Annotated in this window: 14 protein-coding genes; 7 read left to right on the forward strand and 7 right to left on the reverse strand. The window is 42.4% G+C overall.

All coding sequences use genetic code 11. From position 1 onward, the window contains the following. Positions 1-128 precede the first annotated feature (128 nt). Complete coding sequence (locus E5S67_RS29030) at positions 129-1,448, reverse strand: IS4 family transposase (protein ID WP_172192554.1); 1,320 nt, start codon at positions 1,446-1,448, stop codon at positions 129-131. A 383-nt stretch (positions 1,449-1,831) separates the two neighbouring features. Continuing rightward, positions 1,832-2,104 carry a transposase gene (locus tag E5S67_RS29035; RefSeq protein WP_172192530.1) on the reverse strand — a complete coding sequence of 91 codons (273 nt, stop codon included), beginning with the start codon at positions 2,102-2,104 and terminating at the stop codon, positions 1,832-1,834. 516 nt (positions 2,105-2,620) lie between these two features. Between E5S67_RS29035 and E5S67_RS29040 the strand changes: the two genes are divergently transcribed. Continuing rightward, entirely contained in the window at positions 2,621-2,932 is a 312-nt protein-coding gene (locus E5S67_RS29040; protein WP_172192532.1) for a hypothetical protein, read from the forward strand. A gap of 222 nt (positions 2,933-3,154) precedes the next feature. Here the strand turns inward: E5S67_RS29040 and E5S67_RS29045 are convergent, their stop codons facing one another. The 5 genes from E5S67_RS29045 to E5S67_RS29065 all read right to left on the reverse strand — a co-directional run bounded on the left by E5S67_RS29045 (position 3,155) and on the right by E5S67_RS29065 (position 4,978). Beyond that, a complete protein-coding gene (locus tag E5S67_RS29045; protein ID WP_172192534.1) occupies positions 3,155-3,364 on the reverse strand; it encodes a type II toxin-antitoxin system HicB family antitoxin in 210 nt (69 codons plus the stop codon). Further along, complete coding sequence (locus E5S67_RS29050) at positions 3,361-3,585, reverse strand: type II toxin-antitoxin system HicA family toxin (protein WP_172192536.1); 225 nt, start codon at positions 3,583-3,585, stop codon at positions 3,361-3,363. Before E5S67_RS29050 ends, E5S67_RS29045 begins: the two co-directional genes overlap by 4 nt. A 596-nt stretch (positions 3,586-4,181) precedes the next feature. Further along, a complete protein-coding gene (locus E5S67_RS29055; RefSeq protein ID WP_172192538.1) occupies positions 4,182-4,346 on the reverse strand; it encodes a hypothetical protein in 165 nt (54 codons plus the stop codon). 15 nt (positions 4,347-4,361) lie between these two features. After that, the gene (locus E5S67_RS29060; protein WP_172192540.1) at positions 4,362-4,505 is read right to left on the reverse strand and encodes a hypothetical protein; all 144 of its coding nucleotides are present in this window, start codon (positions 4,503-4,505) and stop codon (positions 4,362-4,364) included. 275 nt (positions 4,506-4,780) lie between these two features. Next, positions 4,781-4,978, reverse strand: a complete 198-nt coding sequence (locus tag E5S67_RS29065) for a hypothetical protein (protein ID WP_172192542.1) — start codon at positions 4,976-4,978, stop codon at positions 4,781-4,783. Between the two features lie 182 nt (positions 4,979-5,160). On the opposite strand from E5S67_RS29065, the gene E5S67_RS29070 reads away from it, so the two are divergent. The 6 genes from E5S67_RS29070 (at position 5,161) to E5S67_RS29095 (ending at position 11,780) form a co-directional block, all read left to right on the forward strand. Beyond that, positions 5,161-6,138 carry an MFS transporter gene (locus tag E5S67_RS29070; RefSeq protein WP_172192544.1) on the forward strand — a complete coding sequence of 326 codons (978 nt, stop codon included), beginning with the start codon at positions 5,161-5,163 and terminating at the stop codon, positions 6,136-6,138. Between the two features lie 125 nt (positions 6,139-6,263). Further along, a complete protein-coding gene (locus E5S67_RS29075; RefSeq protein ID WP_172192546.1) occupies positions 6,264-6,419 on the forward strand; it encodes a hypothetical protein in 156 nt (51 codons plus the stop codon). Positions 6,420-6,525: 106 nt separating this feature from the next. Further along, positions 6,526-7,908 (forward strand): cytochrome P450, encoded by a 1,383-nt coding sequence (locus tag E5S67_RS29080; RefSeq protein WP_172192548.1) that lies wholly within the window; start codon positions 6,526-6,528, stop codon positions 7,906-7,908. A gap of 49 nt (positions 7,909-7,957) precedes the next feature. Continuing rightward, a complete protein-coding gene (locus tag E5S67_RS29085; protein WP_172192550.1) occupies positions 7,958-9,337 on the forward strand; it encodes a cytochrome P450 in 1,380 nt (459 codons plus the stop codon). Between the two features lie 69 nt (positions 9,338-9,406). Next, positions 9,407-10,282, forward strand: a complete 876-nt coding sequence (locus tag E5S67_RS29090) for an SDR family oxidoreductase (RefSeq protein ID WP_172192552.1) — start codon at positions 9,407-9,409, stop codon at positions 10,280-10,282. Between the two features lie 130 nt (positions 10,283-10,412). Then, positions 10,413-11,780 carry an MATE family efflux transporter gene (locus tag E5S67_RS29095; protein ID WP_172192556.1) on the forward strand — a complete coding sequence of 456 codons (1,368 nt, stop codon included), beginning with the start codon at positions 10,413-10,415 and terminating at the stop codon, positions 11,778-11,780. The last annotated feature ends 632 nt before the right edge of the window (positions 11,781-12,412 follow it).

Below are 12,412 nucleotides of genomic sequence, written 5' to 3' on the forward strand. Positions count from 1 at the left end.
AATCTTTGGCGTCATGTGTCCTATTTTATGACACTTTGTGTACTCTGCTTATTTTTTTTTCTGTGCTACCGCTACTTATTGAGCGGATACGCATAATTGAAGCTAACTTATGCGCCATTCGTAACAAGTTAAGCTTGTATGCCAGTTGTCAAGGGGATTTCAGAAGAGGTATCAAAGAAAAATTGCTCCCGGCCTCGCTGTCGATCGGGGAAAGGTGCAACAATTAACTTAACATTGGGCTTTCGTTGAGATTTAACAATACCTAAATCTTGGTTTTCTGGCGGGGCGAAATACTTTGGAGGGTCAGTTGCCTTACCTTGTTGATGAGCTACATAAAAATGGTAAAGACCCCGGTAAATCATTTCTAATGAAATCGAATCTATTGGTAAAGAGAGTTGGTCAGCAACGGCATCACCTAAATCGACCAAGAGCGCATAAAATATCCAAGTCCCCCAAATTTGGAGCTGAATGCCGTTGAGAGAACCCGTCCACAAATAACTTAAGCCCAAGAGTCTTTTGACGGTATTAAAAGCATCTTCAATCCTCCAGCGCCTGCGATATAAATCTGCCACAACGTAGGGAGGTAATACATGAGGATCTAGTAAGCTTGTCAAATAAGTATGCCAAATCTTACCTGAACGAACTTCTATCAGACGTAAGGTGATAAATGGAGTTTTTGTAGTTCCTGACCCCAGACGAATCCGACTATCTCGCAGGTAGTAACTCTTGGTAAATACTTGTTCTAATTTAATTGATGCTCCTTTTTTTAAGCGAGTAATTAAGTGGATATCTCGTTCAATTAATTTGAGCCAAAAGCTAAAATGATAAAATCCTCTATCCAGTAAGAGTAAGGTTTCAGTTGGCACCAATTGCAGGATATTTTCTTCCAGCTTCACATCAGAAGCTCTGGGATTTTCCAGAAACCAAACTTCAACAGGTAGCCTGGTCATTAAATCTATGACTGTTGCCATTCTTCCTCCCAACTGCCCTTGCGGTATATCTTCCAGACTTTTGAGCTTGCAAAACAATGCTTCGAGCGTTGAGCTATCCACTATCCAAATTCTCGAAAATTTGGTCAAGGCAAATTGAATGCTTTCTGGTAGAGGTCGTTGGTTTCTCTTGTACCAAGCAGTTTTTAAACTTGGTAATAAATTTTTGAAGACTCCCTCAAATAAGCAAGCCGGAAAACTTAAAAACTTTTGAGACATTGCTTGTTGAGTAACTGTCGTAGGTCGGCACCACAAAAAACCTTCTCTTGCCAGCATTCTTGTGAGTTCTGTCACTCCAGCTACGTCTCGCCACAGCAAGGTTAATACTGCTGCTACTATTAAGGGCAAGTTGAGAATTCTCCCTCGTAAACCCAGTTGGCGGTAGTAATTTTCTTGTGAGGTGATGGCCGGCGTTAATAATGCAGATAGTTGCGAGGCGATTACCTCTTCTTCCACCATTGGCCTGTGAGTTTTTTTAGCGTGGTCACGGTTGGTTTTTTGATTCTTGGCCATATTTGCTGACCTACACAATCGCTCAATTATTTGTCAATTCTATCAGTTGATAATACCAACGCCCGCAACTATTATCTATCGCCCGCGACTATTATCTATCGCCCGCAACTATTATCTATCGCCCGCGACTATTATCTATCGCCCGCGACTATTATCGATCACCCGCAACTAGAGTGAGCGAACAACTTATTAATAATGATAATCGCTGCCGGTGGGAGAGTCCGCCGTCGCCGGACTCTCCCACCCTTACCCCTTGTTTGATTATCATTATTATTCAATTATATTTCTATACAAAGGGGTATTGACAAACTCTACTCCATTCTAACTTGTTACCAATGCTTATGCGCGGGTAAATTATCCATGACTACTACCGCTCCCGCCCATAATTGAGGACATAAAAACTTCTCAATAAATACTGCAAATGCCTGCCCATCCATTGAATCATTCATCGTCATTAATGCCAGGACTTTGTTAATGCTAATTGCGCCAATGGCTGTGACTTTTGCCGAACAATAAAAGGGTTTTAATGAGCATACTCTTGTCCCCGGTTGTGAACGGGCATGAGTTCTAGCCACCCCTAGTAAAATATTAGTTTCATCCAAAAATACGCTCGTTTTCTGGCTCGATATCTTTGATTTTTTCCCAATACTCCACTCTTAATTTTTGGACTCTTTCTGTCGCGGCTTGGCTGCTGTACCATTTTTTTTTTTTCGATTGAGTCCTAATTTATGCCGCGCAGCGACACATTGCCGTCCTACTCACCCAATTTCCCGTTTTTTGTGTAAATAATTCACACAACTCCACTAAAGTTGCATCTGGATGCTCTACCACCAGCACTCTGATTTCTTTTTCCGCATTTGTCAGATAACTGAATTGGGGTTTTTCCCTCTGTTTGGGCTGTAAGTTACCCGTAGTTTGTTGTTGTTTTACCAGTTTTTGGACTCAACTTTTACGCTCCAGCAAACATGGTGGCTACTTTCCTAATTGGCATCTTTTGTGTCAAATGCGCTGCAACTATTTTTTCGCGCTCGGTCGAGTGAATATGATTTCATTAGCCTTGACTACGAAATGATATTTCATTACTATCTATTGTACCGCATAACAGCGGGAACCGCTGTATGTCTCCAGAGAATATAGGTAAACAGGTTAAACTGGCATTGAGCAGTCATCCAGAATCTTCAATCGGAGTTTTATTGCATCCACAAGAGCCAAAATCCTTTAAATCAGAAATTAGTCAATGCCTGCAAAAATTGGGTGTTCTCCATCACGCTCCAATGCGTCCTCAAGACCGAGCTTATAACGTTGTAAACCGAGATTTCGTAATTGTAGATTCTTGGAATGCGCTGAAAGGAGTTGAGTTTGATGCTGTTATTATTGCTGGCGTTGACCGAGTGGAAGACTTGCCTGATGCTGATAAAGATTTTCAATAAAAAGCAGGACTTTATACAGCAATAACAAGAGCAAAAGATCACGTAGTTATGTTATACCAAGATGAAATTCAAGTTGTGCAGCAACTTCAAAAGATTTTGACAGCACCGGATGTTTTGGAGAGTGACTCAATGGTGAATGCTCAGGTTGCTTAGTGTGACGATGTAGATTTAAAGGCAATCGCATACCACACAAAAAGAGTTTTACAATACCAATCAAGCAATTTAAAGCGTACTAAGTTCAGGGATAGATTCACCTTCTGCTTCCCAAGCTCCCAAATACATTTCAATCACTTCTTCGCCGTTATGAATCGCTTCCTCACAAGTTTGGCCGTGAGTGCAAGGCATAACCACGCGATCATAAAATTCTGGAATAGTAACTAGAAAAAGTCCATCTTCATCAGACCATTGAACAATCATACTATATCGACTCATAAACCCTCGCCCTCCCTTAACTCATTCATTTCAGTTAATAACTGTGCTAACTGCTTTTCTAGGTAGAGTGGCACATCATCTCCATCTTTGCCGGGAATTGTCAATGTTTTTCTCAGCATTGGATGTCGCCAAAGTTCATGGCTACATTTGCCGCGCTTGGGTAGATAAACAAAACCTTCACGCGCAATTTGACCTTTCAACTCTGTAATTTTCCTGGGCATGGATTTTTGTCTACTGCTCTACTCTATTTTATCACTTTTTTTCCACCCCTCCAAATGTGATCGCACCTTCTCACCCTCACTTTTCTACAACCTTCTCCCATCGCCTGCTTTAAAAGTTTTTGAAGCGCGATCGCCCTTTCATCAATTCCCCACAAACACAAAACTCGTAAAGCGTAGCTATCCCGTAGGGAATCGCCCTTAAAGAATAGACAAACAATATCTAATTTGTTAGAGTTTAGTAAAACTCAACCCAGAGAGTTTTCCCTAATTTTATAATAACTGAAAAATAGGTTTTGGATTCTAAAAAACTTAATCAGCACAGATCCATAAGGAAACCTCAGTTTAAAGCTCGAACCCAAATCAACAGAGTATCGCATTCTCGTCAACGAAGCAGGACAAATTTTATTTAACCCAATAACCAACATACCCGATCGCGAGCAGTGGTTGTGGCAAAACCCACAAGCATTAGCCTCAGTCAAGTGCGGCCTCGCACAAGCAGTTAAAGGTGCAGTACACGATTTAAGTGACTTTTCTGAGTATGCTGAGAAAGGAAATTGAAGATTGATGAATTTAAGGAGTAATAATAGTTATTGCAATTACGCCTCACCCTTAAGTCGCGATCGCCCTTCATCACGAGTTAAATCTTCCCGTTCCAGAGTAAGAACACCTAGCTTTCTCACCTCGATATCTAGTGCGTCTGCGAAAGCTTCAACAAAGCTTTCAATCATGCCATTAGGTGCTTCATGTTCTGTAAGTGGCATTGTGATTTCTAAAACTCATTCAGTATAAGCAATTTTCCAGGATCTACCTTCGCCGACATCAGACATGATCGCTTTAAATTTTTGCCATTTAATGCCTGCTAAACTAATTAGTTTTTGCTCGCTACTTTGTTGAGAAGGAGTCAATGTTGTTGTTACCATAAGAGGTATAATTAGTGAAATTTTGATTGATTTTAACAAGCCCTTCTCCCATCTGCATCCACTGTGACACTGGCGTCGCGCCTGTGCTTCAGAAGTGAGTTATGTCCACCGTGGCACGGGCGTCTCGCCTGTAGAATGGATCGGTTCAAAAAAGTGCGCCTGCCCGATCTCCGCCTTAAAGATTTGGTTTCAATAGCGACAATTGAACTAGATTGCTAGATATTGTTGAGGTAGATCGCACTTTGACAGGGCTAGAGTAAAAAAGCTAACCATTGTCAAAATCGCAGTCTTTCGCCAGAAAGAACTGAGTGAAGCTGTTTCTCTGCTCGATCGCAATGGCGTTGTCGCGATCGAACGCCCAATCTCTCCACTGCTGGAATTAACCTTTGACGGCGATCCTCAAGGGAAAATACTCGATGCGCGACCAATACTGCCCCTTCGACTGAGATATTGAGCCTTTGGTCATCGGTCATTGGTCATCGACTGCTGACTAAAGACTCATGACTACTTGACAATAATAATTATTTAGGGTATACATACTGATGAAAGAATTTCTCAACCTATTCTTCTACAAAACCCACTTTCCCCGATCGCAATAAGCTGGCGTACTCTCAAGACATTGTTTTTCTCCAGCCAGTCCTCAGTCCCCAGTCCCATGATTAACCCAAAAAGCTTACAGAAAGTCGGATCGCTTGGCAGCTTGTACGTATCGCAGTTTATCCCGATCGCGTGTTTGTACGAAGCTTTGCCCGTATTGATGCGCCAGCGTGGAGCCTCCTTAGAAGCGATCGGTTTTCTTCCCCTGTTGACTTTACCCTGGATGCTAAAATTCCTCTGGTCGCCACCGATCGATCGCTACGGTTTCACCCGTTGGGGACACTATCGATTTTGGATTATCTGCTTTCAACAGATCGTTGCTTGCACTCTAGTAGCTTTTGCCTTTATTGACATTAAGAGTCAACTCAATCTTGCATTTTTATGTCTGGTGGTAATTTGTTTCGTTTGTGCCAGCCAAGATGTCGCCACAGATGCCTTAGCCGTAGGGTTGCTGGAACCCCACGAGCGAGGCTTTGGCAATGGCGTACAGAGTGCAGGTAACTATGTGGGTGCAATTATCGGCGGTGGCGGGATGCTGATCTCGATCGAACGTTGGGGATGGAAAGCGAGTATGCTGAGTTTGGCGGTAGTTATCGTTGTAGCATTGCTCCCTGTTCTGGGGTACAAAGAACCTACCAGTAAACATCGAAAATTATCACGCGCTGCATCCAACTCTCAAAAGTCTGCAAATCCCTTCATAGATATTGTTAACTTTTTTCGGCGGCCGGGGATGGTCTTGGCTGGCGATTCTGGCACTCTATACAACTGGCCCTTACATGGAATTTCGGATGTTTCGTCCCCTGTTAGTAGATATCGGGCTATCTTTGGGAGACATTGGCTTAATGTGGGGAATTGTGAGTTACGGCGTTGGGATATTAGGCGCGATCGCCGGAGGTTTCCCGATCGCGATTTGGGGAAGGAAGCGATGGCTAATTTTGTTAGGTTTTTTCCAAGTTTTAATGATGTTAACTTACTTATTACCAGCATTCGGTGTCGCCAATCTACCTATTCTTTCTGTGGTGGCGATCGGTACTAACTTGGCCAGTAGTATGGCTGTGACAGTTTTGTATACCATTATGATGGACAAAAGCCGATTAGAGAGGGCTGGCACGGAATACACGCTGCAATTTTCAACTACCTTTACCTTCTTTTCTGGCATTATTGGTTGCTGCCGCGATCGGTGGTGTAATTGCACAAGCGATCGGCGATCGGGGAGTGTTTATTATTTGTATTGCGATTGATTTGATTAGGATCGCGATCGTTACCAGAGAATTCGATCGGACGAGACGCAATCAGCTAACTCCAGAAATCTATTAACGAGTTTTGAATAAAACCTTCCTACTTAGAACTTATCGAAAAAATCCGACTCCACTTCCCTATCTGACGACAAATGTAAATATACATCAACTAATTTAAAAAATCGATGAACCTACCTTCAGGCCCAAAAGCTCCCATCTGGTTGCAATATCTTAAAATCGCCACCAATCCTATTGGCTACATGGACAATCTCGCCAAACGCTACGGTGACATTTTCACCATCACGTTTGGGTCTATTCCCGTATTATTTGTCAGTAATCCCCAAGGAATCGAGCAAATTTTTACCAATACAAAACAGCTTCCCGCTTCTGGAGAGTTGAACGGAGATATGGCCCTAATCACGGGGAACCAAGGAATACTCCAACTCGACGGATTGCGCCACAAACATCGCCGTCAATTGATGATGCCAGCTTTTCACGGTGCGAGGTTGCGTTTCTACGGACAGCGAATCTGCGATCTGACAGAGAAAATTATCAGTCAGCATTCGATCGGCAAAGTCTTTGTAGCTTACCCATCTATAGAAGACATTACCTTACAAATAAGCATTCAGATTGTATTGGGTTTAAGCGAGGGAGAACGCTACGAAAGACTCAGGAAACTGCTTCCGGCAATCATAAATTTGATGCGGACTCCTTTAATTCAAGCTGCCAACATTCTGCCCTTCTTTCAACGAGATTTAGGTCGTTGGAGTCCTTGGGGGAAACTGCTTCAACTCCGGCAAGAACTTTTCCAACTGCTGGAAGCGGAAGTCAAAGAACGCCGCCAGCAAGCAGATAGGTCTCGCAGCGATATTCTATCCGATTTGATGTTTGCTCGCGATGAAGCGGGTGAGATGATGACAGATGAAGAGTTGCGAGATTTGGTAATTTCGCCTTTATTCGCAGCTCAGGATGCTTCCGCCACAGCGATCGCTTGGGCATTATACTGGATTCACCATTTGCCGACAGTACGCGATCGATTGGTGACAGAACTCGATGGCCTTGGCGACTCGCCAGATCCGATGAGTATTGTGGGATTACCCTATCTCACCGCTGTTTGTAATGAAGCCTTGCGAATTTATCCCACTCAGTTATTCACATTTCCAAGATTGGTAGAATCACCGATCGAATTAATGGGTTATCAATTGAGTCCTGGTACGCTACTCAGAGTTAATATTTGTCTGACTCATCGGCGCGAGGACTTATATCCAGAACCTAACAAATTTAAGCCAGAGCGCTTTTTAGCAAGAAAATTCTCTCCTTATGAATTTCTGCCGTTTGGCGGCGGCACTCGTACTTGTATCGGTGCAACTTTAGCTTTATTTGAAATGAAGCTAATATTAGCAACTATACTTTCACGCTATCAATTAGAACTAGCGGATAGCAAACCGGAACAACCTAAGTTTGAAGGACTACTTTGTTACCCTGTCAGTGGTGTGAAACTGGTAGTCAAAGGTCAGCGCCAACATCAAAAGCAAATGCAGCAGCTAGTATCTAACTTCCCTAATTAGTAATAGCTGATTTCAATTACCAATTACCCATTACTTATTACCCATTACGATGAAACTACCTCCAGGGCCGAAAACCCCCACCTGGTTACTGAACATTCAATTTGCATCTGACCCGATTGGCTATATGAATGCCGTTACCAAACGCTACGGTGAAATTTTCACGATTATGTTTGGTTCTACCCCGGTAGTTTTCGTTAGCAACCCAGAGGGTTTAAAGGAAATTTTTACCAACACGAAAGAAATTACCGCCCCAGGTGAATTAAACCAAGGTCTCTCCTTGCTGGGAGGAACTAATGGATTGCTTTTGCTCGACGGCTTGCGCCACAAGCATCGCCGCAAACTGTTAATGCCTCCCCTGCACGGTGAGCGAATGCGATCCTACGGACAGCGAATATGTCACCTCACAGAGGAAATAATTAGCCAACAAGCGATCGGCAAGCCATTTCTGGGATTTCCTATCATGCAAGTTATTGCTTTACAAGTAATATTGGAGGTAGTTTTTGGTTTAAATGAGGGAGAGCGTTACAAACAACTCAGGCAGCTAATTCCCTCTCTGTTGAGTTTTCCATTTTCTCCCATCATGAGCCTTATCTTCTCTTTCCCCGCTCTGCAAATGGATTTTGGTCGGCGGAGTCCGTGGGGATACTTTCTTTACCTGCGACAGCAATTTGACCAACTGCTATACAGCGAAATTAACGATCGCCGCCAACAAGCGGACTCCTCCCGCGCTGATATCCTTTCCGATTTAGTATTAGCTCTCGATGAAAATGGGAAGCCGATGACGAATGAGGATGTGCGCGATCTTTTACCCTCGTTCCTATTCGCTGGTCGCAATACTGAAGCTAGCGCGATCGCTTGGGCCTTATACTGGATTCACACAAATCTTGGCGTTCGCGATCGCCTGCTCGAAGAACTCGATAGTCTGGGTGATTTTCCAGATCCCGTCCGTATTGTCGCACTGCCTTATCTGAATGCTGTCTGTAATGAAGTCTTGCGAATTAATCCATCTCAAGTGATAACATTACCAAGAAGAGTAGAATCGCAAGTCAACCTGATGGGCTACGAGTTGAGTCCAGGGACAATACTCAGAGGCTGTATTTATCAAACTCATCAAAGCGAGGATTTATATCCACAGCCAAAGGAATTTAAGCCAGAACGCTTTCTAGATCGACAATTTTCTAGTTATGAATTTCTGCCCTTTGGCGGCGGTGCTCGTCGTTGTCCTGCTGAAGCTCTTGGTCTGTTTGAAATGAAGCTAGTATTAGCAACTATTCTTTCCCGCTATCAATTAGCCTTGGCAGATAAAAGACCAGAAAAACCAAAGCCTTTAGGCATCAATTTTCCTCCTGCTAAAGGCTTGAAGATGGTCATCGTGGGTAAACGTCAGCGCCAAGAGCGATCGCATCAGTTTGTTGCGGGAACGCTTTAGCTTCTGAAGTTAGTTTTTGTGTGCTTAGGGATTGTTCTGAATTAGTTCTTTTTAATGGAGATAACGAAAATGGTTGAAAGTAAAAAAGGTGCTGTAGTAATTACAGGAACATCTTCAGGTGTCGGTCGAGCTACCGCACTGCTGTTGGAAAAACAAGGGTACCATGTTTTTGCTGGAGTTCGTAAAGAAAAAGATGCTGAATCATTAAAGCAGGCTAGCTCTGGCAATTTAACACCTATTATCCTCGACATCACAAAAGCGGAACAAATTAAATATGCCGCAGAACTTGTGGAGCAAATAGTTGGCGAGAAAGGAGTGGTAGGATTAGTGAACAACGCGGGTGTTGCCGTAGACGGGCCGTTGGAATGTATTGCGATCGATGATTTGAGGTTGCAATTTGAAGTCGATGTTATCGGTCAAATTGCCGTCATGCAGGCATTTCTCCCCGCGATCAGAAAAGCCAAAGGTCGGATCGTTAATATTGGTTCAGTTGCTAGTAAAGTTGCTCTGCCATATTTCGCAGCCTTGTCTGCTTCTAAATTTGCATTGGAGGCACTCACAGATTCTTTGCGAATGGAATTAACTCCTTGGGGAATTGAAGTCATCTCGATCCTACCAGGCCCAGTTAATACAGAAGTTTCCGAAAAAGTGGAGGCTGGCTATCTAAAAACGATCGGCAAAATGTCACCCGAAGCTAAAGCGATGTATGGCAATAATCACAAAGCTTATATGGCGGAAGTGGTCAAGGAAAATCAGGAAGGAATGCCACCCGAAAAAGTCGCCAATACGATTCTAAAGTCTTTAGACGATCGTAAACCCAAAAGACACTATATTGTCGGGGAAGACCTATTTTTATTGACCTGTAACAAGTTCTTTCCTACTCGGCTTTTTTATAACATTTTTTATTCGCTGGTAGAAAGAGACTTGAAATTTGATAAAAGGTGATTTCTGGCAGTAATTTCTTTTGCTGCTATCTTTGCTTATAATTTGTAGACGAACGTTCTCCATCGATATTCGTATACAAATTATAAGCAAGCTAAAAATTCTTAGTTTACATTATGAAACCATAGCAATAATGACTTCAGAACAGGAAACCAAAATTACAGATGAAATCCTTCAAGGCAATCTAATTCAACTGATGTTTAAATTATCAATTCCCGGTATTTTGGGAATGTTGCTGATTGGCTTAAACCCTTTTTTTGATGCTTTATTCGCCGGACGACTAATTGGTGAAAACGCTTTGGCAGCTATCTCCCTCGCATTGCCTCTGACGACGATTGTAGTTGGATGTGCCTTATTAGTTGGGATAGGTTCTGCTTCGGTTCTCAGCCGCGCCATTGGTGCAGGAGATATTAAAACTCAGTCTAATATCTTCGGTACTTTCACAATTCTGAGTCTGATTATTTCCTTTTTTATCACTATCTTAGGTTACAGTTTGGGCGAACAATTAATCTCATTTATGGGAGGGGAAGGTGAAGTTGCCTCATTAGGTTCGGAGTATTTTAAAACCTATATGTTGGGTTCTGTATTTTTTGTCCTAGCGGTAGGTTCTAGTCAGTTAATCAAATCTGAAGGGAAAATCGGTTTAGCGACTATCTTTGCTGCTATTTCGGTTCTGACTAATACCATTTTAAATCCCCTCTTTGTTGGCGTTTTTCACTGGGGTATCCAAGGGATAGCTTTGGCAACGATTGTTGCTAATTTTGTTTACGCGACCGGAAATTTTACTTATTTTCTTTCCGGTAAAAGTTCTACTCCTGCTCAACTTAAAAAGTTAACTTTGTCAGTAGATTTACTGTCACCAATCTTATCGGTGGGTGTATCAGTGCTAATCATGGAAGTAATGACCGTAGTTCAACAGGTTGTAATTTTTAAATCGATCGCTTACTATGGAACCGATACTGATATTGCCTTCGCTGGAGCAACATTGAACCTGTATTCTTTAGCAGTAATTCCTGTCTATGGCTTCGTACAAGCTCTACAGCCAGTAATTGGAATAAATTATGGATCGAGAAATCATAACAGAATGAAGAAAGCCTACTTTATTTTTGGCATTGGCGGCACTATTCTGTTAAGCATAATCTGGTTGCCCTTACAATTATATCCGGCAACTTTTCTGAGTTGGTTGCTACCGGATGTGGCTTTCACTGCTAACGATCTGCTAAACTTTCGTATTGTCACTATATTGCTACCCATACTGTCTTTTGTATTCTGTAGCATTACTTTGTTCCAATCCATCGGCAATGGTAAAACTGCGGGGATTATAGTTGTGGCAAGACAAGTATTTTTGTTTGTTCCAGTAGTGTTAATATTGCCCCTATTTATAGGAATAAATGGAATTTACTATAGCTTAACTGCTGTGGACATTTTAGTTTCCCTAATAGTCGCTTTATTTACTTGGATGGAATTGGAGCGACTCCAACTTCAAATCTTAGCAAAATAAGTTGGTGGGTTTAATAAGCTGTTCCACATTTAATATCGTTTCCGGTTGCATCGGAATGATACCGAGGACACGGCAGTGCCGTGTCCCTACAATTAATGGGTAGAGACACGGCACTGCCGTGTCCTCCGTTTATATCATTCCGAAGCTAACGGATGTGATATAACTTGCCCTAAGAGCATAGTTGAATACCTAAGCCAAGAGGTCGCCCCTCTGACCTGACGCAGGGTTGTTTCATTCTCAATTCCAATTTTAATTCTTCGCCTTTCCAAAGTCTCTGGCTTCAGGGGGCGACAAGCACCCTAGAATGGTTGCTGTATGAGCTTTATAGCCCTCAAGCCCTTTTGATACAATCTGCGCTTACTGCGAATAGAAGTGATTAATTCCTCAACCAATTCTTGATACTGATGAAAGGCAACTATCCAAATTATGGCTATATAGAACCCATTTGAGATATATTGCTGTTTCTGTAAGCCTTATACTAGATGGATTTCAGCTTTTTTACCACCATCGGCACATGATTTCTCATCTTGTGGCTATTGAGCAGAAGTGTTGAATGATAGGAAAAGATTGCTAAAGTTGGCAGAGCAATGTATAATTGTAGACTTATAAATTATTAATAATCAACTAAAATG

The organism is Microcoleus asticus IPMA8 (genome assembly GCF_013179805.1).
Taxonomy (GTDB): domain Bacteria; phylum Cyanobacteriota; class Cyanobacteriia; order Cyanobacteriales; family Microcoleaceae; genus Microcoleus; species Microcoleus asticus.

Excerpts from the sequence above, each read along its gene's own strand:
- E5S67_RS29030 (WP_172192554.1), bottom strand. The coding sequence starts at position 1,448 with ATGGTGGAAGAAGAGGTAATCGCCTCGCAACTATCTGCATTATTAACG.
- E5S67_RS29040 (WP_172192532.1), top strand. The coding sequence starts at position 2,621 with ATGTCTCCAGAGAATATAGGTAAACAGGTTAAACTGGCATTGAGCAGT.
- E5S67_RS29045 (WP_172192534.1), bottom strand. The coding sequence starts at position 3,364 with ATGAGTCGATATAGTATGATTGTTCAATGGTCTGATGAAGATGGACTT.
- E5S67_RS29050 (WP_172192536.1), bottom strand. The coding sequence starts at position 3,585 with ATGCCCAGGAAAATTACAGAGTTGAAAGGTCAAATTGCGCGTGAAGGT.
- E5S67_RS29055 (WP_172192538.1), bottom strand. The coding sequence starts at position 4,346 with ATGCCACTTACAGAACATGAAGCACCTAATGGCATGATTGAAAGCTTT.
- E5S67_RS29060 (WP_172192540.1), bottom strand. The coding sequence starts at position 4,505 with ATGGTAACAACAACATTGACTCCTTCTCAACAAAGTAGCGAGCAAAAA.
- E5S67_RS29065 (WP_172192542.1), bottom strand. The coding sequence starts at position 4,978 with ATGACCGATGACCAAAGGCTCAATATCTCAGTCGAAGGGGCAGTATTG.
- E5S67_RS29070 (WP_172192544.1), top strand. The coding sequence starts at position 5,161 with ATGATTAACCCAAAAAGCTTACAGAAAGTCGGATCGCTTGGCAGCTTG.
- E5S67_RS29080 (WP_172192548.1), top strand. The coding sequence starts at position 6,526 with ATGAACCTACCTTCAGGCCCAAAAGCTCCCATCTGGTTGCAATATCTT.
- E5S67_RS29085 (WP_172192550.1), top strand. The coding sequence starts at position 7,958 with ATGAAACTACCTCCAGGGCCGAAAACCCCCACCTGGTTACTGAACATT.
- E5S67_RS29090 (WP_172192552.1), top strand. The coding sequence starts at position 9,407 with ATGGTTGAAAGTAAAAAAGGTGCTGTAGTAATTACAGGAACATCTTCA.
- E5S67_RS29095 (WP_172192556.1), top strand. The coding sequence starts at position 10,413 with ATGACTTCAGAACAGGAAACCAAAATTACAGATGAAATCCTTCAAGGC.